The following is a 22,788-nucleotide window of genomic DNA, read 5'->3' on the forward strand; positions in this document are numbered from 1 at the left end:
TTCTCCTTGTATCATTTAGCCTTAAAAAGGTGTATAATATATAGAACTGATTTAAGCTTATCAGAAATATTTTGAAATTTCGATATTTCGATACAAAAAGGAAGTAGAAGAATGGAAGCGTATAAAATTGAGCATTTGAATAAATCGTATGCAGATAAAATCATTTTTGATGATTTAAGTCTCTCTATTTCTGAACACGAGAAAATAGGACTAGTCGGCATTAATGGTACAGGGAAGAGTACTTTGCTAAAAGTGATTGGTAACATCGACGATGACTACACTGCTGATATTACCCACCCTAATCAGTACCGCATTCGTTATTCTTCTCAAAAGCAAGATTTAGATGGAGGAATGACAGTATTCCAAGCCGTATTAAGTTCAGAGACGACAACTTTACGTATTATTAAAGTGTATGAAGAAGCGGTAAATACATATGCGCTACAGCAAGATGACCATCATTTTCAAAAAATGATGGAAGCACAAGAAGCTATGGATCATCATAACGCATGGGATTATAATGCTGAAATTAAAACAATTCTATCTAAATTAGGTATCAATGATACGACCAAGAAGATAAGCGAACTCTCTGGCGGACAGCAAAAGCGTGTAGTGTTAGCTAAAACACTTATTGAGCAACCCGATTTACTCTTATTGGATGAGCCTACAAACCATCTTGATTTTGAATCAATTAATTGGTTAATCAATTATGTTAAACAATATCCTCACACTGTATTATTCGTGACCCATGACCGTTACTTTTTAAATGAAGTAGCAAGTCGAATAATTGAATTAGATAGAGGGAAGTTAACCTCATATCCCGGGAATTACGAAGATTATATTGCGATGAGAGCAGAGAATGAAATAATTGAACAAAAACAACAAGAAAAGCAAAAAGCACTATATAAACAAGAACTAGCATGGATGCGAGCGGGCGCAAAAGCTAGAACAACTAAACAACAAGCTCGAATTAATCGTTTTAATAATTTAGAGTCTGAAGTTCAATCTCAACAAACTCAAGATAAGGGACAATTGAATCTTGCGCATTCAAGATTAGGCAAACAAGTCTTTGAATTTGAACATTTAACTAAAGCAATTAACCATAAAACGTTATTTGAAGATGTGACTGAAATTATACAAAGTGGTCAACGTATTGGGATTGTAGGACCCAACGGCGCTGGTAAGACCACATTACTCAACATTTTGAGTGGAGAAGATACTGACTATTCAGGTGTACTAAAAACAGGGCAAACGGTTAAAGTAGCCTATTTTAAACAAACTGAAGATACACTCGATAGAGATATTCGGATGATTGACTACTTAAGAGAAGAAAGTGAAGTTGCGAAAGAGAAAGATGGAACGTCAATTTCAGTTACGCAATTATTAGAACGTTTTCTATTTCCTAGTTCAACACATGGAAAGAAAATTTATAAATTATCTGGTGGCGAACAAAAACGTCTTTATTTACTAAGATTGTTAGTTCACCAACCTAATGTATTATTACTTGACGAGCCTACGAATGATTTAGATACTGAAACATTAACTATTCTAGAAGATTATATTAGCACATTCGGTGGCGCGGTTATTACGGTGAGCCATGATCGCTATTTCTTAAATAAAGTTGCTCAAGAATATTGGTATATTCATGACGGTAAAATGGAACGAATCGTAGGCGCATTTGAGGATTATGAAGCTTATAAAAAAGAACAAGATAAACAACAAATGCTTGAAAAACAAGCACAACAACCTAAATCTAAAACACCAACACGTAAAAAATCTGGTTTATCTTATAAAGAAAAGCGTGAGTATGAAACATTAATGACTCGAATTGAAACGACTGAACAACGGTTAGAACAAATAGAGGAAGAAATGGTAGAAGCGAGCGCTGATTATGCAAAAATTAAAGAATTAAATGAAGAAAAAGAACAACTGGAACAAACATATGATATAGACATCACGAGATGGAGTGAACTGGAAGAACTAAAAGAGCAATAAGGGGAATGTGTGTATGGAAGCAACATTATCACATTATTTTGGTTATGACACGTTTAGACCTGGACAAAAAGAAATTATAACTAAAATAATGGAACATCGTAATGTCTTAGGGGTCTTACCTACAGGCGGAGGTAAATCGATATGTTATCAAGTGCCTGGTTTAATGCTAGGTGGGACAACCATTGTAATAAGTCCTTTGATTTCTTTAATGAAAGACCAAGTAGATCAATTGAAGGCGATGGGGATTAAAGCGACTTATTTAAATAGTAGCTTAAGTAAAAAACAACAAAAAGATATTGAAAGCGACTTACTCTCAGGGGACATTCAGTTTTTATATGTTGCACCTGAACGTTTCGATAATAAATATTTTTTAAATTTATTAAGTAGAATTAATATTCATCTGATTGCGTTTGATGAAGCGCACTGTATTTCTAAATGGGGACACGATTTTAGACCAAGCTATCAAAGTGTTATTCATAAAGTATTTGCTTTACCACAAGATTTTACGATTGTCGCTTTAACAGCCACAGCCACTGCTGAAGTTCAGCAGGATATTATGGACAAGTTAAATATTGATAAATATGATGAAGTGAAGACGAGTACAAAACGACGAAATCTTATTTTCAAAGTAAATCCAACTTATCAACGTCAAAAATTTGTCATTGATTATGTCCAAAAACATAAAGAACAAGCAGGGATTATTTATTGTTCTACACGTAAACAAGTTGAAGAATTACAAGAGGCCTTAGATTCCATTAATGTTAAAGCAGCAATTTATCATGCTGGTCTTTCAAATAAAGAACGTGAGGCAGCACAAAATGATTTTGTTTATGATCGTATCAAAGTTGTTATAGCGACAAATGCATTTGGTATGGGGATTGATAAATCAAACGTAAGATATGTCATTCATTATAATATGCCAGGGGACCTTGAATCTTATTATCAAGAAGCGGGGCGTGCAGGTCGTGATGGATTAGATAGTGAATGTATTTTATTATTTAGTGAACGAGATAAAGGCTTACATGAATACTTTATTACGGTCTCACAAGCAGACGATGACTATAAAGATAAAATGGGCGAAAAGCTCACTAAAATGCTTCAATATACTAAGACTAAAAAATGTTTAGAAGCGACGATTGTGCACTATTTTGAACCAAATGAAAAATTAGAAGAATGTGGTCAATGTAGTAGTTGTATTCAACAAAACAAAACATATGATATGACTAAAGAAGCGAAAATGATTATTAGTTGTATCGCGCGTATGCGTCAACAAGAAAATTATAGTGTTATTATTCAAGTGCTACGTGGTGAAATGAGCGACTACATAAAATATAACGACTATGATAAATTGACGACACACGGTTTGATGAAAGACTATACGACATCTGAATTAAGCCATTTAATTGATGAGTTACGTTTTAAAGGCTTTTTAAATGAATATGAAGAAATCTTAACGTGTGATGAGAGTGTTAAACAATTACTCAATAACGATAAAAAGGTATATACGACACCGTTCAAGCAAAAAACGAAGGAAAAAGTTTATATTAATACACTTGAAGGCGTGGATCGTGCATTGTATAGCGAGCTCGTCGAGGTACGTCGTAAATTAAGTGAGAAATTAGATATTGCACCGGTCAGTATCTTCTCGGATTATACATTAGAAGAGTTTGCTAAGCGTAAGCCTGAATCAAAACAAGAAATGATTTCTATTGATGGCGTAGGTAGCTATAAGTTAAAACACTATTGTCCGAAATTCCTAGAGAAAATTCAATCATATAAGACAAGTATTTAGTCGATAAGGGTAAGAATTAGTACACACTGTTGTATTGAGTCTTACCTTTTTTTAATTATAAATTTTAAATATCAAAATTAATTTGAGTAATAAAATCAATTAAATATGAATTTAGCATTAAACATGTTTTAATAGGGAATATAAATGGAAAAGTCTGCCTAGGCAGGATAAATGAAGGTGACTAGATGATTGAATTTAAAAATGTATCAAAGTATTACGGTGAAAATATAGCGGTCGATAATATGAGTTTTAAAATAAATGAAGGGGAATTCTTCGTATTTATAGGCCCGTCAGGTTGTGGCAAAACGACAACGTTAAAAATGATTAATCGTCTCATACCATTAAGCGAGGGGTATATCTACTTTAAAGATAAGCCAATTAGTGATTACCCTGTCTATGAAATGCGTTGGGATATAGGATATGTCTTACAACAGATTGCATTATTTCCTCATATGTCAATCAAAGAGAATATTGCACAAGTTCCACAAATGAAAAAGTGGAAGGATAGTGATATAGATCAACGTGTAGATGAATTACTCGATATGGTCGGCTTAGAACCAGAAAAATATCGTGATCGTAAACCGGATGAATTATCAGGAGGACAACGACAAAGAGTAGGGGTTATCCGAGCTTTGGCTGCAGATCCACCGGTTATATTAATGGATGAGCCATTCAGTGCGCTTGATCCTATCAGTCGTGAAAAACTACAAGACGATTTGTTAGAGTTACAAACTAAGATTAAAAAGACAATTATATTTGTAACACATGATATTCAGGAAGCAATGAAATTAGGAGATCGCATTTGCTTACTTAATAAAGGTCATGTAGAACAAATCGATACGCCTCAAGGTTTCCGTGACCATCCTAAAAATGACTTTGTCGAGACATTTATGGGAAGTCATTTAGTTCAAGATAAAGATCATTTACAATTAAAAGATTTAGATATCATTACACCTGTGACAGAAAATAGTACCCAACATAATTATCCAGTAGTAAAAAATAATACCAAGCTTTCTAATGTCTATTCATTAATGGCACAACATGAAGCCGTGATTGTTGAAGATACTAAAACCTCAACTCAGTCATTATTAAAGCGTGAAGATATCTTTAAATATTTATCTGAGACTGATAAGGAGGTTAAAGCATGAATGAACTATTAACCACACTTAATGATCGTAAAGGCGAAGTACTTCGAACGATATTTGAACATATTCAAATTTCATTTATAGCGCTATTCATAGCTATTTTAATAGCAGTACCTCTAGGTATTGCCTTAACTAAGACTAAGAAATTATCCGAAATTGTCATGAATATCGCAGCAATACTACAAACTATCCCATCATTAGCATTATTAGGGTTAATGATTCCTATTTTTGGTATTGGAAGAGTTCCAGCAATTATTGCATTAGTTGTCTATGCGTTATTACCAATCCTGAGAAATACATACACAGGTATTCAAGAAGTAGATCCGTCGCTCATTGAAGCGGCAAAAGGTATAGGTATGAAACCGATACGTCGTTTAACTAAAGTTGAATTACCTATAGCGATGCCAGTCATTATGGCTGGGATTCGTACAGCCATGGTATTAATTATTGGAACAGCGACATTAGCCGCATTAATTGGCGCTGGTGGTTTAGGGGACTTAATTTTACTCGGCATTGATCGAAATAACACATCCCTTATTCTCATTGGAGCCATTCCTGCTGCTCTATTAGCAATCATCTTTGATTTGATTCTACGCTATGTTGAGAAATTATCTTATAAGAAGATACTAATTACTACTGGCGTGATTGTATTAATTATTTTATTAGCTATTGTAGTACCACTTTTCGGGAAAAAGGGTGACACGATTACGATGGCTGGTAAATTAGGTTCTGAACCATCAATTATTACAAATATGTATAAAATACTGATTGAAGAGGAAACTGATAATACGGTAGAAGTAAAAGATGGCATGGGTAAAACATCATTCCTCTTTAACGCGTTGAAATCGGATGATATTGATGGTTACTTAGAATTTACAGGCACGGTATTAGGCGAGTTAACGAAAGAGGATCTTAAGTCTAAGAAAGAAGCAGCGGTTTATAATCAGGCTAAACAAAGTCTTGAAAAGAAAAATGACATGACGATGTTGAAACCAATGAAATATAATAACACGTATGCTTTAGCAGTGAAAAAAGATTTCGCTAAAAAGTATAATATTAAAACGATTGGCGATTTACAAAAGGTTGAAGATAAAATTAAGCCAGGCTTTACGATGGAATTCAAAGACCGTCCTGATGGATATAAAGCGGTTGCCAAAGCTTATGATTTAGATTTATCTAATATTAAACAAATGGAGCCTAAGTTACGTTACACAGCTGTTGAAAAAGGTGATATTAACTTGATAGATGCCTACTCAACAGATGCTGAATTAAAACAATATGATATGGTCGTGCTTGACGATGATAAACATGTCTTCCCACCATACCAAGGTGCTCCAATGTTTAAAGAAAAATTCTTGAAAGATCATCCAGAAATTAAAAAACCATTAAACAAATTGGAAAATAAAATTTCAGATGAAGAAATGCAAGAAATGAATTATAAAGTTACTGTGAAGAACGAAGACCCATATAAAGTGGCTAAGCAATATTTAGAAAAAGAAAACTTAGTAAAGTAAAAAACTAAATAACTTGAATTAGAAGCTAGGACATTTTTCGTATTAATGTCCTAGCTTTTAGTTTGGCCATCGTTATCTGTTGCGCTCTTTAGATTTCTGGTTCCACTTCCTATTTTTAAGCAACTATTGTTTGAAAAAGATATAGATAGAATTGTAATCTGAAACGATTTTATTTAAACTAGAATTTAAATACATAAGAAATATATGTATTTTTAAGGGGTGGAGAAATGAATACAAAGAATTATTCGAGACAAGAAATTGTTAAAAGCGTACCGCAGAAAGGCTTTTTTGGACACCCAAAAGGCCTAAGTACACTATTTTTTACTGAATTTTGGGAGCGATTCAGTTATTACGGTATGAAAGCCATTTTAGCTTTCTACTTATATTACTCAGTGAGTAAGGGTGGTTTCGGTTTACCGCAAGCTACAGCATTACAAATCGTCTCACTATATGGAGCACTTATTTATATGTCTGGTACTATCGGAGGATGGATAGCAGATAGAATTATAGGCACACGCCATGCGCTCTTTTATGGTGGCATATTAATTATGTTTGGACATATTATGTTGACCATACCTGGAAATCTGACAGTAGTTATGATTGCCTTATTATTATTAATAGCTGGTACTGGTTTACTAAAACCAAACATCTCTACAACGGTGGGCGAGTTATATGACAATAATGATAGAAGGTTAGATGCAGCATTTACTATCTTTTATATGGGGATTAACTTAGGAAGCTTTTTATCTCCATTTATAACTGGCTACTTACAAACACGACTCGGATTTCATTTTGGTTTTGCGATAGCAGCCATCGGTATGTTTATCGGCTTAGTTACATATCTAATTACAAATAAGAAAAGTTTAGGACTTGCTGGTTTAAGCGTGCCTAATCCATTAAGAAAAGACGAAATCAAATCATTATCTATGATTACAGGTATAGTGGTGGCAGTATTTGCAATAGTGCTATTAATTTTACATCTTTTTGGCAACCTTAACTTAGGAAGCTTTAGTTTGATTGTCACATTTGTAGGTATTTTGTTACCGATTTGTATTTTTGTCTATATGCTATCAAGCCAAAAGACACGTAAAGAGGAACGTTCAAGAATCTATAGTTACATACCATTATTTATTACGTCAGTAGCTTTTTGGATGATTCAAGAACAGGGGTCAACGATTTTAGCTAACTTTGCCGATCAAAAAACACAGTTAAGCTTAGGTAAACTCACACATGGATTGATTAACTTCCATATTCCGGCTGCCTGGTTCCAGTCTATTAATCCCGTGTTTATTATTCTGTTAGCACCGTTATTTGCTAATTTGTGGACTAAATTAGGCAAACATAATCCTAGTACAGTATATAAATTTGCGCTAGGTGCTATCTTTGCTGGTTTCTCATATTTAGTAATGATTATTCCATTGAGTGGCCATGCACATTTAATTCATCCATTATGGTTGATGTTAAGTTTCTTGCTTATTACAATTGGCGAATTATGTATTTCACCAGTGGGCTTATCAGTGACTTCGAAATTAGCACCTGCAAAATTTTCTGCACAAATGATGGCATTATGGATGTTAAGTAATGCCACGGCTCAAAGTTTGAACAGTCAAATTGTAGTAGTATTTAAAATGATTAGCGAGAAGCAATTCTTCTTATATTCAGGATTGTTTACGTTAGTGATTGGTATTCTACTCGTTGCTATTTCACCAATGGTTAAAAAAGCAATGAACGGCGTTCACTAGAGTAAGATAGAATTAAGAGGACTGGTTATTATCACGGCGAGCTAAAAGGTAGGCATTTTCACATAGGAGAGCAAGTGTTATATCATTTAATTAAATGTTTAACATTTAAGAGAAGGAGAGGTTGTAAATGAAACAACAGTTAAATCAATTATCAGCGTATCAACCGGGCTTGTCACCACGAGCACTTAAAGAAAAACATGGTATTGAAGGCGAGTTATATAAACTTGCTTCCAATGAAAATCTATACGGCCCTTCGCCAAAAGTTAAAACAGCGATTAAAGATCATTTAGATGAATTATTTTACTATCCAGAAACAGGATCGCCTTCATTGCGCAAAGCGATTAGTGAGCATTTGAATGTAGATGCTTCTAGAATTTTATTCGGTGCTGGCTTGGATGAAGTTATTTTAATGATTTCAAGAGCAGTCTTAACGCCTGGAGACAAAATTGTGACTAGTGAAGGTACATTTAGTCAATATTATCATAACGCAATTGTTGAGTCTGCAGAGGTCGTTCAAGTTCCATTAAAGGACTATGGCTTTGATTTAGAAGAAATCCTAAAACAAGTGGATAACGATACAGCGTTAGTATGGTTATGTAATCCAAATAATCCAACTGGAACTTATTTCAGCCATGCAGAGTTAGAACACTTTTTAGAACGTGTGCCTAGTCATGTACCCGTATTGATTGATGAGGCGTATTTTGAATTTGTAACGGCGGATGACTACCCAGATACGCTAAAATTACAAGAACGTTTTGATAATGCATTCTTGTTAAGAACACTTTCAAAAGCATACGGTTTAGCAGGCTTACGTATTGGTTATGTAGTAGCGACAAATGCTGCTATTGAAAAGTGGAACATCATCCGTCCACCATTTAATATTACGCGTCTTTCAGAATATGCAGCACTTGCGGCTTTAGAAGACCAAGCGTATTTAAACGAGATTACGGTAAAAAATGCGCAAGAACGTCAAAAATTTTATGATATTGCGCAAAGCGAACACTTTTTACCAAGTCAAACGAACTTTGTGTTCGTCGTAACGGACAAACCGCAAGAATTATATGAAGAATTATTAAATGTGGGATGTATTACACGTCCGTTCCCAAATGGTTTACGTATTACGGTCGGTTTCCCAGAACAAAACGATAAAATGATTGAAGTATTAAAGAATTTTAACTATTAAACGATGCACTAAATAAATTGTTTAGTATATAAGTGAAGAGTGGAAGAGTTTAGGGCAAGGGACGCATTGATTGTTTTAAGTAAAATCGAATGGTCACTTTGCTTCTATGTTCCACTCTTCATTTTTTTGCTATACTTTAACAGTATATAGGTGATGATTAAGGGAGAGATAATATGTCTAGAAAATCTATTGCAATAGATATGGATGAAGTATTAGCAGATACATTAGGTGCAATTATTGAAGCGGTAAATATAAAAACAGAATTAGGTATTACAGTAGAATCGCTTAACGGCCAAAAATTAAAACATGTTATACCAGAACACGATGGACTTGTACGTGATATTTTAAGAGCACCTGGCTTTTTTAGAAATCTAACAGTAATGCCACATGCGCAAGAAGTGGTTGAGAAGTTGACACAACATTATGATGTATATATTGCAACCGCAGCAATGGATGTACCTACATCATTTCATGATAAATATGAATGGTTATTAGAATTTTTCCCATTTTTAGATCCACAACATTTTGTATTTTGTGGACGTAAAAATGTGGTGAAGACTGATTATTTAATTGATGATAATCCACGACAATTACAAATATTTGAAGGTGAACCAATTATTTTCACTGCTTCTCACAATATTAACGAAGAACGTTTCCAACGCGTGAATGGTTGGAAAGATGTAGAGGCTTTATTTTTAGGCGAAGAATAACTAAAGAAAGCGATTAAGGTTACGATATTACACGCGTTTACGTGTTATCAACCTTAATCGCTTTTTGCGTCTTCTTGTTATGTTAGTTTATGCTTCGTCTACAGGAAAAGTAAGAATTTGAAGTGCTTTAGGCAGTACTTCAATAGTTATTGGTGTATCCAAACTGATTTCACCATCGATATCTACTTTCATAGAAGGTTCTGTAGAAAGTGTGATGTGTGAGCCTGCAATGTGGTCAATGCCATTCGTTATTTCATTCCAGTCCATACTGTCTCGTTTTTTAAAGACATCATTTAAGATAGTAAAGCTCTGTCTATCAAAGATAAAGCTATTAACTTTACCATCTTGTGGAGATAAATCCATTAAAGGAATACGTCCGCCACCAATGTTAGGGCCGTTCGCAATAACTAACATAGAAATGTTGCCATTATATTCTTCGCCATCCACATTTAATGTGTAATCAAAATACTCAGGGTTCATTAATGTTTTAACGGTAGAACCAATGTAGCTTAATTTACCGAAAATATCTTTACGACCTTCTTGAACATTTTCAGCATTTTGAACAATTAAACCAACACCAACAAAGTTTAATACATAGCTATCATTGACTTTCATTACGTCATAAGACTCTATACGAGAGGATTTCAGTTGTTCACTCGCTTTTTTAAAATCAGGGTCTAGATTTAATGTTTTAGAAAAGTCATTGAATGTACCGCCAGGAATGACGCCAATAGGGACGTTTAAATCGTGTTTCATTACCCCGTTTACGAGTTCGTTTACAGTACCGTCTCCACCAAGTATAAATACGACGTCGACATCGCTACTATAATCTTGGTTTTTAATTTTTTCGCAGTATTTAATAATGTCGCCTTCATTTTCACTTAATTGAATAGATAAGTGTTTACATATTGTAGTAAGCGATTTAGTAACTTCTCCTAAACCTTCATATATATTTTTAATACCACTATGTTCATGGTAAAAGAGAACGCCATGATTGAATTTTTGATCCATCTTCATGCCTACTTTCATTTTTTAACTTCTAATTTTTACCCTAGATATGTTTTTTCTAATGATAAATTTAAAAATTAATAGTTCCTTAAGTATCTATCATGCCACTATTTAGTTTATGTTACAAAGAAAAGGGAGCGGCGACAGAAATCTAATGCAATTTCAAAGATTTCGTAGTCCCGCCCCGGCAAGGTTGACTAGAGATGAAGAAAGTCCAGGTTGGACGCATCTTCATCTCAGTCAACTACTGCCAAAAATAGAAGCTGAGCCATTTTTTATAGTAACGACTCAGCTTCTTTCAATTATGAAATATATTAATGAATACCTTTCATTGCTTTAGAAATCTTAGGAGTGAAGGCTAAAATAATGATTGTAATGACAATAGCAACAGAACCTAAGAAAATAAAGTAATTAGTCTGACCTAATGGTTTAATTAATTTAACTAACGTACCGTTAAGTGCTTGGGCTGATGCATTTGTTAGTAACCAAATACTCATCATTTGAGCGTTAAATGCTTTAGGTGCTAATTTAACGGCTGCACTGTTACCAGTAGGTGATAAACATAATTCACCGACTACACATACCACATAAGATAAGATGACCCAGTTGACTGAGAAGTGTGTATTACCGTAACTCATACCGATAAGTCCGATTAAAATGTAAGAAGCACCGGCTAATAAAGTACCAATACCAAATTTAACTGGTAAACTTGGTTGTCTTTTACCCATTTTTAACCAAATCATTGATACGACTGGGGCAAACAATAGAATGAATAATGGGTTAATTGATTGGAACCATGCTTCCCCAAAACCTGTTTTCCAACCAAATAAGTTCATTTGCATGTCAGAACGTTCTAATCCGTAAATATTTAAGACGTTAGAACCTTGTTCTTGAATAGCCCAGAATAACATACCAAGAATAAATAATGGGATGAATGCTTTAACTCGAGAACGTTCTACATCAGTCACTTCTTTACTACGAATCATAGTTGTAAAGTAGATGATAGGTAAAGCAATACCAAGTACTAATACAGTGTTGCTGATTAAATCGAATGATAAAGTTTTAGTATAATATGTAACTAATAATACGACGATGATAATAGCGACTACGATGCCGACAATTAATCCGTATCTTCTTTTTTCTTCAGAAGTAAGTGGGTTTGTAGGTTTCATACCTACGCTGCCTAAATTTTTCTTATTGAAAAGCATGTACCAAACAAGTCCTAGTGCCATACCAATAGCGGCAATTAAGAAACCAGCGTGGAAGTTTTTAATGTTAATGAAATGTTGCAGGATGATAGGTGAGATTAAAGCACCTAAGTTAACTGACATGTAGAAAATAACAAATCCAGCATCCATACGTGTATCATTTTCAGGATATAAACGACCAACGACATTTGAAATATTAGGTTTCATTAGACCAGAACCAATAATGATAAAGAACATTGAAGAGAATAAGCCGAACATTGCAAAAGGTAAGCTTAAACAAATGTGACCTATGATAATCAGTACTGCACCTATGAGTGTAGCGCCACGTGTTCCTACAAGTCTATCTGCAACCCATGCGCCAGGGATTGATGACATGTAGATAAGTGCACCATAAACTGACATGATAGACATTGCAGTCGTTTGATCGATGCCTAAACCACCATCTTTAATTGCAAAGTACATGTAGAAGATAAGCATAGCACGCATGCCATAGTAACTAAATCTTTCCCAGAACTCTACAAAGAAAAGAACGCCTAATCCTCTAGGATGCCCGAAAAATCCTTTCTGAGGAATTGATTGAACTGCTTGTTCATGAGTATTGTTTGTTGTCATAAGTTTCCCAACCCTTTCTTTCACTTAATGACTAAATCTTACTAAAATACAGCTTTTAAGAATCATAAACAATGAAATGATTTCGTAAAAATAGAATTTTTTAGAATTTTCAGTCTATTTTTAAATATTAATCTATCTATCAAGAATAAAGTTTGTTATTTATATTTACTATATTCTTATAGAAAATTAGGGATATTAATAAAATACGCTTTAATTCTTTAATAGGCAATAGTAAATTTAAGAAAATTAACTAAGAAATTAAAAAATTCCACTAAATTGTCAAACAACTTAGTGGAATTACAACTTTTCACTTAACGATTATCGATCTTTTCTGGATACATATCATGGTTCATTAAACGATGTTCAGCCATTTTCTCATATTTAGAATCTGGACGACCATAATTTGTATATGGGTCGATAGAAATACCACCACGTGGAGTGAATTTACCCCAAACTTCAATATAATGTGGATCCATCAATTGAATTAAATCATTCATTATTATATTCATGCAATCTTCGTGAAAATCACCATGATTTCTAAAACTAAATAAATAAAGTTTTAATGATTTAGACTCAACCATTTTTACATTTGGTATATATGAAATATAAATTGTTGCAAAATCTGGTTGACCCGTAATAGGACAGAGAGAAGTGAATTCTGGACAATTAAATTTCACAAAGTAATCGCGTCCTTGATGTTTATTCTCAAAAGTTTCCAGTACTTCGGGTGTGTAGTCAAATTCATATTTATTATTTTGATTGCCTAATAATGTAATATCTTGTAAATCTTCTTTTTGTCGTCCTTGAGTCAATATACTCACTCCTTAGTATTATTATGTTGTTCTGGTAATACACGTTGGCGTCGTGCCTTTTCAAACATGTAGTAACTAGCGCCAATAATAATGATATAACCCATTAATGCGTAGAAATCAGGCGTTTCTCCGAATAGTATAAAGCCAAATACAGCTGTAAAGATAATAGACGCATACGTAAAGATAGAAATATCTTTTGCAGGGGCGAAACTATAAGCTAAAGTTATACCAATTTGACCAACTGCGGCTGAAAGGCCGGCACCTAGTAGATAAATCATTTGAATTGAAGACATTGGTTCGAATGTCACGATTGAGAAAGGAATTAAAACAACTACTGAAAATAATGAAAAATAAAATACGATGGTATAAGGTGCTTCTCTAGTACTTAATGCACGAACACAAGTATAGGCTGAAGCGGCGAAGATACCTGAAAATAATCCTGATAGAGAGGTAATCATAGTTGATGAAAATTCTGGTTTAACGATGAAAAGCATACCAAATATAGCTACTATCATTGCGATGATTTGATATTTACGAACCTTTTCATTGAGAAAAATTAAACTGAGTAGAATAGTCCAAAAGGGATTAAGTTTCATTAAGGTATCGGCATCACTTAGCACCATATGATCAATAGCGTAAATATTTAATAACACACCTATAAGCCCTAATGTTGACCGTGTAATTAAGAGTGGTTGACTGCTTAATTTACCGAACATCGGCTGTTTATATTTAAATATAAAAAATAATGGAATAAACATTGCGACGAAATTTCGAGCTAAAGATTTTTGGAATACAGGCAGATCTCCAGCTAACCTGAAGAAGACTGACATAAAACTAAAACCTATAGCTGAAATGAGTATGGCAATGATTCCCTTAACTTTTGGATTCAAGGTTTATCGCCTCATTTTTAAAAAATTACCGTATATATAGTAGCACACTTCAATTACTCTTGCATAAGTACTTGCAATACGAGGAAAGTTATATTATGATTTTAATACGAACAAACGTTCTGTATAAATATAAACTTATCTTTTCATATCAAAGCAACGAATTATATTCGTGTTTTTTATTTAAAAATTAAAAACTTTTTGGAGAATGGTGCAAAATATATTGTCAGAATAAAATGATAACCTTTAAGAACGTTGATAACTCAATAGTTAACATTATTTTTTAAAATGCAAGTAAAAATACTCGGATTCATAAAATAAAATTTTTAGATGAATTTAAGTTCGTGGTGACGCACGTTCTACGATTTTTACGAACTTTTGTCACTAAATAGTGGCTTTTAATTGCAGGAGCAATTCTGTATAATAAAACACAGAATATAGTGTTGGTTTTAGAAATTAAACACAATATGTTGTGTTTTTAGACATTTTAAGGGCGGTATAAATAATTCAATTTAAAAGAAATTTCACACTCTTTTTGCTAAGTTTTTCCTTAAATCAACGCTATTAATACGAACGAGCTACGTTAAATAAATGATAAGATATTTTAGTTTAAACACTATATGTAGTGGTTAAATAATCCAAGTAATTATTTTAACTAAATAAACTATTAGCTTGTCGACTAAAATTTAAATGTCGAAAAATATATCGTATTCATTTTGGGCAGTTTTCTTATGTATCTAAGAGAACTTCTTTTTAATTAATTATACAGATTGACGAAGGAAGGCGTTCCAATGAAGGTAGTTTATTTTTCTTTTTCTGGAAATGTACGTAGATTTATAAAACGAAGTGAACTGACAGATGTAATGGAAATTACTAAAGACAATTGTAAGGACGTTATTAATGAGCCTTATATTTTAGTGACTGGAACAATCGGGTTTGGTGAGGTGCCTCAAGAAGTGCAATCATTTTTAGAAGTTAATCATCTCAACTTACGTGCCGTAGCAGCGAGTGGTAATCGTAATTGGGGTCAGAACTTTGCTAAAGCAGGACGAACGATTTCCGAATCGTATAACGTGCCTTTATTAATGAAGTTTGAAGTACAAGGTACCAACAAAGATGTTATTGAATTTAAAAATAAGGTGGGGCATTTTAATGAAGATTATGGACGAGAAAAAATACAATCATATTGAGTTGAATAATGAAGTTACAAAGCGTAAAGATAATGGTTTCTTTAATTTAGAAAAAGATCAAGAAGCATTAAAAGTCTATTTAGAAGAAATCCATGATAAAACAATTTATTTCGACAATGAGATTGAACGTTTACACTATTTAGTAGACAATAATTTTTATTTTAATGTCTTCGAAAAGTACAGTGAAGAGGACTTGATCGAAATTACAGAATTCGCTAAATCTATTAATTTCGAGTTTGCTAGCTACATGTCAGCAAGTAAATTTTATAAAGATTACGCATTGAAAACTAATGATAAATCTCAATTTTTAGAAGACTACAATCAACATGTAGCGATTGTAGCATTATATTTGGCTGGCGGTAATAAGCAACAGGCTAAACAATTTATTTTAGCAATGGTTGAACAACGCTATCAACCAGCTACGCCTACATTTTTAAATGCTGGACGTGCACGTCGTGGTGAATTAGTGTCATGTTTCTTATTAGAAGTTGATGATAGCTTGAATTCAATTAACTTTATCGATTCAACGGCTAAACAATTAAGTAAAATTGGTGGCGGTGTGGCAATCAATCTTTCTAAATTGCGCGCACGTGGAGAAGCAATTAAAGGTATCAAAGGCGTTGCTAAAGGTGTATTACCAGTTGCTAAGGCGCTTGAAGGTGGTTTCAGTTATGCGGATCAACTAGGACAACGTCCTGGCGCAGGAGCAGTGTATTTAAATATCTTCCATTATGATGTTGAAGAATTCTTAGATACTAAAAAAGTAAATGCTGATGAAGATTTACGTTTATCTACTATTTCAACTGGTTTAATTGTACCTTCAAAATTCTTTGAGTTAGCTAAAGAAGGTAAAGACTTCTATATGTTTGCACCTCATACTGTAAAACAAGAGTATGGCGTGACTCTAGATGATATCGATTTAGAGAAATACTATGATGATATGGTTGCTAACCCTAACATTGGTAAAAAGAAAAAAGATGCTAGAGAAATGTTAAATATGATTGCTCAAACTCAATTGCAATCTGGTTATCCATATCTAATGTTTAAAGACAATGCGAATAAAGTTCATGCTAATTCAAATATTGGTCAAATTAAAATGAGTAATTTATGTACTGAAATTTTCCAATTACAAGAAACTTCAGTAATTAATGACTATGGTATTGAAGATGAAATTAAACGCGATATTTCTTGTAACTTAGGTTCACTAAATATTGTTAATGTAATGGAAACTGGTAAGTTTAAAGATTCAGTACATACTGGTATGGATGCACTAACAGTAGTAAGTGATGAAGCTAATATTCAAAACGCACCCGGTGTAAGAAAAGCGAACAGTGAATTACATTCAGTTGGCTTAGGAGTAATGAATTTACACGGCTATCTAGCTAAAAATAAAATTGGCTATGAGTCAGAAGAGGCAAAAGATTTTGCTAATATCTTCTTCATGATGATGAACTATTATTCTATTGAACGTTCAATGGAAATTGCAAAAGAGCGTGGAGAAGTATATCAAGATTTTGATAAATCGGATTATGCTAATGGTAAATATTTCGAATTTTATACATCACAAGAATTTACACCACAATATGAAAAAGTTAAACGCTTGTTTGAAAACATTGAGATTCCTACTGCTGAAGATTGGAAAGCATTACAACAAGCAGTGGAAGAACATGGTTTATATCATGCTTATAGACTTGCAATTGCACCAACCCAAAGTATTTCTTATGTGCAAAATGCGACAAGTTCAGTGATGCCAATTGTAGATCAAATTGAACGTCGTACTTATGGTAACGCTGAAACATTTTATCCAATGCCATTCTTATCACCTGAAACAATGTGGTATTACAAATCAGCGTTTAATACAGATCAAATGAAACTTATTGATTTGATTGCTACAATTCAAACTCATGTGGACCAAGGAATTTCAACTATTCTATACGTTAACTCTGAAATTTCAACACGTGAATTATCTAGATTGTACGTATATGCTCATCATAGAGGACTTAAATCCTTATATTACACTCGTAATAAATTATTAAGTGTAGAAGAATGTACAAGCTGTTCAATTTAATGTAAATAATGTCATTTAAAGATAGAAATAAATAGAAGAGGATAGAAGGTATAGCGCTTAAGACTAAGTCACTAGGTTGCTTTTAGGGAGTCGTCTTTAACGACTTTCTAGAATGCAAAGTGTTACTGGTCGAGTTTTACGCTCATACCTTGTCCTCTTAATTAATGTAATTTTAGGTTTTTAATAATAAAGGAGGAATTTTAATGAAGGCCGTCAATTGGAACACTCAAGAAGATATGACAAATATGTTCTGGCGTCAAAACATCTCCCAAATGTGGGTAGAAACAGAATTTAAAGTATCAAAGGATATTGCGAGTTGGAAGACATTAACTGAAGATGAAAAAAATACATTTAAACGTGCGTTAGCAGGCTTAACAGGTTTAGATACGCATCAAGCAGATGATGGTATGCCATTAATCATGTTACATACTACAGATTTACGTAAAAAAGCAGTTTACTCTTTCATGGCTATGATGGAACAAATTCACGCCAAAAGTTACTCACATATTTTCACAACGTTATTGCCGACTAGTGAAACAGACTATTTATTAGATACGTGGGTAATTGAAGAGCCTCATTTAAAATATAAATCTGATAAAATTATTGAAAACTATCATAAATTATGGGGTAAAGAAGCCTCAATCTTTGATCAATATATTGCCAGAGTATCTAGTGTATTCTTAGAAACATTTTTATTCTACTCAGGCTTCTATTATCCTTTATACCTTGCCGGACAAGGTAAAATGACTACATCTGGTGAAATCATCAGAAAGATTTTACTTGATGAATCTATCCATGGCGTATTTACTGGTTTAGATGCTCAAAGTTTACGTAATGAACTTTCTGAAAATGAAAAACAAAAAGCGGATAAAGAAATGTATAAATTATTAGAAGAGTTATATAGCAATGAAGTATCTTATACTCATATGCTATATGATGATATTGGTTTAACTGAAGATGTGCTTAATTATGTTCAATATAATGGAAACAAGGCACTATCTAACCTTGGATTTGAACCATATTTTGAAGAAAAAGAATTCAATCCAATTATTGAAAATGCATTAGATACTACAACTAAGAACCATGACTTCTTCTCAGTTAAAGGTGATGGTTACACATTAGCGCTTAATGTAGAAGCATTACAAGATGAAGATTTCATTTTTGATAAATAAAATATTCCTTAAAGTAGGGACTGGGACATAAATTTCAAAAACAGCGTAGATATGATTCATGATTGAATCATACCTACGCTTTTCTTTTTATCAATACTTCGTATTGTTTGGCTCGCATTTCCTAGGAGGATGGGTCGAGCCGCGGTCTCGACGCTCATCCTATTCCCTCAGGAGTCTCGCCAACAATACTACGTTAGTAACATGTAATTTTATATTGAATTACTTTAAAGAATAAGATACTTTCGTATAATTTAATAAATGCCAATAAACTAAACTAACGAGACGTCTTATGTATGAAAACTGCAACATGACTCAACTGTCTTATTAGAATCATTACTTATCCCACTTTATAGTCAATCTTGAACAACTTCTTATAGGTGACTAATTAATATTTTATCGACGGCACTAAGCTAGAAGCCAATGCCAATAGAAATACATTGATATAAAAACGAAGTATTTAAAACCATAAAGCAAAGAAGAATAAAGTCTCAAAAATGCTTTATAAAGAACTAGTAAAAGATAGAATCAAATCCGAAATTCAACAAGATCAAGATACTGATTTAACTTAAGAGAAAATTGAGTTAATAGGTACATATCTAAGTAATGAAATAGAAATTTTAACGCGACAAATTAATTGAAAGGAAGATACGTTGAAACTATATTTCTTCATTTTCAGCTAATTATAGCGTCTCTCGCTAGATGTCAGTTTCACTCCACTTTTATAGAATAAACGTCTACCACCTAAATTTCTCACTTCACTCATTATCCTTTTCTCGAATATTCGTCCTTGTGATTATTAAAGTTGTTTCAGCAAAAAACATAGCATTTAATTTAATATAATTTTAAAAATATCTGGAAACCTATTGAAATTCGTAATAGTAATCTTTAATATTAGTAGTGACGACAATGATAATCATTATCGTTGAAAGGATATTACTTTTTAAATACATATTTTAAATTGAGGGGAATTACTAATGAAGTTTTTATTTAAAGGCTATGTTCTACTCATTTTGTTAGTGATTTTATCAATTATCTCCTTATTTGTAGGGGTAAGCCAACTTTCCCTCGCAGATATATTCCACTTAAATGAAGAACAAAGAAACATTTTGTTCTCGAGTCGTATTCCTAGAACAGTTAGTATCCTTCTTTCAGGAAGTTCACTTGCATTAGCTGGACTGATTATGCAACAAATGATGCAAAATAAATTTGTAAGCCCTACCACTGCAGGAACGGTAGAGTGGGCAAAGTTAGGTATTTTATTATCACTAGTCTTCTTTCCTCACGGACATATACTAATTAAACTGCTTTTCGCAGTAACATTAAGCTTGGCCGGGACATTTTTATTTGTTAGATTAATTAATTTTATCCGTGTTAAAGAAGTTATTTTTGTTCCTTTACTAGGCATCATGATTGGTGGGATAGTATCGAGTTTCACAACTTTTATCGCACTAAGAACTAATGCTTTACAAAGTATTGGAAACTGGTTAAATGGGAATTTTGCGATTATCACTAGTGGACGTTATGAAGTGCTTTATCTCGTTATCCCAATTTTAATAGTGGCATTTGTATTCGCCAATCATTTTACAATTGCAGGAATGGGAAAAGACTTTAGTCATAATTTAGGTGTAAGTTATGAAAAAATCATTAACATAGCATTATTCATTACTGCTGCACTTACTGCGTTAGTAGTGGTTACTGTCGGAACATTACCATTCTTAGGTCTAATTGTTCCTAATATTATTTCTATCTTTAGAGGAGACCACTTGAAACACGCCTTACCTCATACACTTATGCTTGGATCTATCTTTGTATTAATAGCAGATATTATAGGTAGATTAATTGTTTATCCGTATGAAATAAACATTGGTTTAACAATTGGTGTATTTGGAACAGTTATTTTCCTAATCTTACTAATGAAAGGCAGAAAAGAATATGCAAATAAGTTCTAATATGAAAATAGGTATATTAATTTTTGCGACAGTTTGTATGGCGATTTTTTATTTATTAGTAGGCTTAGATTTCGAAATATTTGAATATCAATTTCAAAGTAGATTGAGAAAGCTATTTTTAATCTTAATTGTAGGTGGAGCCATTGGTACTTCAGTAGTTGTCTTCCAAGCCATAACTACCAATAGACTATTGACGCCATCGATTATGGGACTTGATTCAGTCTACTTGTTCGTTAAAGTATTGCCCGTCTTTTTAGTCGGAACGCAAGCTGCTATTGTCACAAATGTATATTTAAATTTTTTAATTACGTTAGTCACAATGGTGTTATTCGCACTTATACTTTTCGAAGGCATGTTTAAATTAGGTAATTTTTCAGTTTATTTTATATTACTTGTCGGCGTGGTACTTGGAACATTCTTTCGTAGTATCACAAGCTTTATTCAACTCATCATGGATCCGGAGTCTTTCCTAGCAGTTCAGAGTGCTATGTTCGCAAGTTTTGAAGCATCTAATTCACGATTGGTATTTGTATCTAGTATTCTTTTAATTTTATTAATAATTATTACCATTATACTTCGTCCGTATTTAGATGTTTTATTACTTGGAAAAGCGCAAGCAATTAATCTCGGCGTATCTTATGAAAAAATGACACGATTACTACTTATTATCGTCGCTTTGCTTGTGTCCATTTCTACGGCATTAGTTGGTCCTGTCACGTTTTTAGGACTTTTAACTGTCAACTTAGCACATGAATTAATGAAGACCTATGAACATAAGTTTATTTTACCAGCAACGATTTTAATCAGTTGGATTAGTTTATTTACAGCACAGTGGGTAGTTGAAAACTTATTTGAAGCCACAACAGAATTTAGTTTAATCATTGATTTAATTGGTGGAAGCTATTTCATCTACTTACTTGTTAAAAGGAGAAGTGCAAATTGATTGAAATAAAAAATTTAGATAAGTCGATACAAGATAAACCTATTTTAAAGGATATTAACGTTGATATTCAAAAAGGGACTTTGACTTCTCTTATAGGACCTAATGGGGCTGGTAAAAGTACCTTACTTTCGGCAGTAAGTCGTCTGTTTGAATATGAAAATGGAATTATCAAAATTGAAGATAAGCCTGTACTTGATTATAAAAGCGATGAATTAGCTAAAAAATTAAGTATTTTAAAACAAACAAATCATACTGAAATGAATATTACTGTAGAACAATTAGTTAGCTTTGGTCGTTTTCCATATTCAAAAGGTCGAATGAAAGATGAAGACTATAAACAAGTAGAATATGCGTTAGATTTACTTCAACTTCAAGACATTAGAAGTAGAAATATTAAAACACTTTCGGGTGGTCAAAGACAACGTGCTTATATAGCTATGACTATAGCTCAAGATACAGATTATATTCTATTAGATGAGCCGTTAAATAATTTAGACATGAAGCACTCTGTGCAAATTATGCAAACGTTACGTAGATTGTGTAAAGAACTGAACAAGACGATTGTAATTGTCTTACATGATATTAATTTTGCGTCTTGCTATTCAGACCACATTATAGCATTAAAAGATGGAGCAATCATCAAAGCGGATACAAGAGATCATGTCATTCAATCAGAAATTTTAAAAGAATTATACGAAATGGATGTCCATGTCGAAGAAATTAGAGGACAACGTATTTGTCTTTATTATGATGAAACTACTTTTTGATTAAATTAAAATCTAAATCATTTAATCGCATTACTTTAAAGGGGTGATGCTATTCGAAGGAATAGAGTAGAGAAAGTCCAGATGAAACTCAGCA

17 protein-coding genes are annotated in these 22,788 nt (G+C 33.0%); 13 read left to right on the top strand and 4 right to left on the bottom strand.

The genetic code is table 11. The features are described from left to right. Positions 1–111 precede the first annotated feature (111 nt). From HS848_RS00985 to HS848_RS01015, 7 genes are all read left to right on the top strand, one after another. Positions 112–1,992 (top strand): ABC-F family ATP-binding cassette domain-containing protein, encoded by a 1,881-nt coding sequence (locus HS848_RS00985; protein ID WP_198610946.1) that lies wholly within the window; start codon positions 112–114, stop codon positions 1,990–1,992. A 13-nt stretch (positions 1,993–2,005) separates the two neighbouring features. Further along, on the top strand, positions 2,006–3,784 hold the full coding sequence (gene recQ, locus HS848_RS00990; RefSeq protein WP_198610947.1) for a DNA helicase RecQ: 1,779 nt from the start codon (positions 2,006–2,008) through the stop codon (positions 3,782–3,784). Positions 3,785–3,969: 185 nt separating this feature from the next. Then, the gene (locus HS848_RS00995; protein ID WP_198610948.1) at positions 3,970–4,932 is read left to right on the top strand and encodes an ABC transporter ATP-binding protein; all 963 of its coding nucleotides are present in this window, start codon (positions 3,970–3,972) and stop codon (positions 4,930–4,932) included. Next, positions 4,929–6,443 carry an ABC transporter permease/substrate-binding protein gene (locus HS848_RS01000; protein WP_198610949.1) on the top strand — a complete coding sequence of 505 codons (1,515 nt, stop codon included), beginning with the start codon at positions 4,929–4,931 and terminating at the stop codon, positions 6,441–6,443. The genes HS848_RS00995 and HS848_RS01000 overlap by 4 nt, the downstream gene beginning before the upstream one ends. Positions 6,444–6,670: 227 nt before the next feature. Next, the gene (locus tag HS848_RS01005; protein ID WP_198610950.1) at positions 6,671–8,185 is read left to right on the top strand and encodes a peptide MFS transporter; all 1,515 of its coding nucleotides are present in this window, start codon (positions 6,671–6,673) and stop codon (positions 8,183–8,185) included. 127 nt (positions 8,186–8,312) lie between these two features. Then, positions 8,313–9,368 (top strand): histidinol-phosphate transaminase, encoded by a 1,056-nt coding sequence (gene hisC / locus HS848_RS01010; protein ID WP_198610951.1) that lies wholly within the window; start codon positions 8,313–8,315, stop codon positions 9,366–9,368. Positions 9,369–9,541: 173 nt separating this feature from the next. Continuing rightward, positions 9,542–10,078 carry a 5' nucleotidase, NT5C type gene (locus HS848_RS01015; RefSeq protein WP_107507764.1) on the top strand — a complete coding sequence of 179 codons (537 nt, stop codon included), beginning with the start codon at positions 9,542–9,544 and terminating at the stop codon, positions 10,076–10,078. A gap of 87 nt (positions 10,079–10,165) precedes the next feature. Here HS848_RS01015 and HS848_RS01020 read toward each other — a convergent pair whose 3' ends face one another. From HS848_RS01020 to HS848_RS01035, 4 genes are all read right to left on the bottom strand, one after another. Continuing rightward, positions 10,166–11,089: a diacylglycerol/lipid kinase family protein gene (locus HS848_RS01020; protein WP_198610952.1), complete on the bottom strand. Its 924-nt coding sequence runs from the start codon at positions 11,087–11,089 to the stop codon at positions 10,166–10,168. Positions 11,090–11,400: 311 nt separating this feature from the next. Beyond that, a complete protein-coding gene (locus tag HS848_RS01025) occupies positions 11,401–12,906 on the bottom strand; it encodes a peptide MFS transporter (RefSeq protein WP_198610953.1) in 1,506 nt (501 codons plus the stop codon). Between the two features lie 311 nt (positions 12,907–13,217). After that, positions 13,218–13,718: a preQ(1) synthase gene (gene queF / locus HS848_RS01030; protein WP_107507463.1), complete on the bottom strand. Its 501-nt coding sequence runs from the start codon at positions 13,716–13,718 to the stop codon at positions 13,218–13,220. A 5-nt stretch (positions 13,719–13,723) separates the two neighbouring features. Further along, complete coding sequence (locus tag HS848_RS01035) at positions 13,724–14,608, bottom strand: DMT family transporter (RefSeq protein WP_198610954.1); 885 nt, start codon at positions 14,606–14,608, stop codon at positions 13,724–13,726. A gap of 788 nt (positions 14,609–15,396) precedes the next feature. On the opposite strand from HS848_RS01035, the gene nrdI reads away from it, so the two are divergent. The 6 genes from nrdI to HS848_RS01065 all read left to right on the top strand — a co-directional run bounded on the left by nrdI (position 15,397) and on the right by HS848_RS01065 (position 22,694). Beyond that, positions 15,397–15,795 carry a class Ib ribonucleoside-diphosphate reductase assembly flavoprotein NrdI gene (gene nrdI / locus HS848_RS01040; RefSeq protein ID WP_107507465.1) on the top strand — a complete coding sequence of 133 codons (399 nt, stop codon included), beginning with the start codon at positions 15,397–15,399 and terminating at the stop codon, positions 15,793–15,795. Beyond that, a complete protein-coding gene (nrdE, locus tag HS848_RS01045) occupies positions 15,758–17,863 on the top strand; it encodes a class 1b ribonucleoside-diphosphate reductase subunit alpha (RefSeq protein WP_107507466.1) in 2,106 nt (701 codons plus the stop codon). The genes nrdI and nrdE overlap by 38 nt, the downstream gene beginning before the upstream one ends. A gap of 203 nt (positions 17,864–18,066) precedes the next feature. Further along, on the top strand, positions 18,067–19,035 hold the full coding sequence (gene nrdF, locus HS848_RS01050) for a class 1b ribonucleoside-diphosphate reductase subunit beta (RefSeq protein ID WP_198610955.1): 969 nt from the start codon (positions 18,067–18,069) through the stop codon (positions 19,033–19,035). 974 nt (positions 19,036–20,009) lie between these two features. Continuing rightward, positions 20,010–20,984 carry an ABC transporter permease gene (locus tag HS848_RS01055; RefSeq protein ID WP_198610956.1) on the top strand — a complete coding sequence of 325 codons (975 nt, stop codon included), beginning with the start codon at positions 20,010–20,012 and terminating at the stop codon, positions 20,982–20,984. Further along, positions 20,968–21,927 (top strand): iron chelate uptake ABC transporter family permease subunit, encoded by a 960-nt coding sequence (locus HS848_RS01060; RefSeq protein WP_107507469.1) that lies wholly within the window; start codon positions 20,968–20,970, stop codon positions 21,925–21,927. Before HS848_RS01055 ends, HS848_RS01060 begins: the two co-directional genes overlap by 17 nt. Next, positions 21,924–22,694, top strand: coding sequence for an iron ABC transporter ATP-binding protein (locus HS848_RS01065; protein WP_198610957.1), 771 nt, complete (start codon positions 21,924–21,926; stop codon positions 22,692–22,694). Before HS848_RS01060 ends, HS848_RS01065 begins: the two co-directional genes overlap by 4 nt. The last annotated feature ends 94 nt before the right edge of the window (positions 22,695–22,788 follow it).

The organism is Staphylococcus caledonicus, assembly GCF_016238465.1.
In the GTDB taxonomy this organism is placed as follows: domain Bacteria; phylum Bacillota; class Bacilli; order Staphylococcales; family Staphylococcaceae; genus Staphylococcus; species Staphylococcus caledonicus.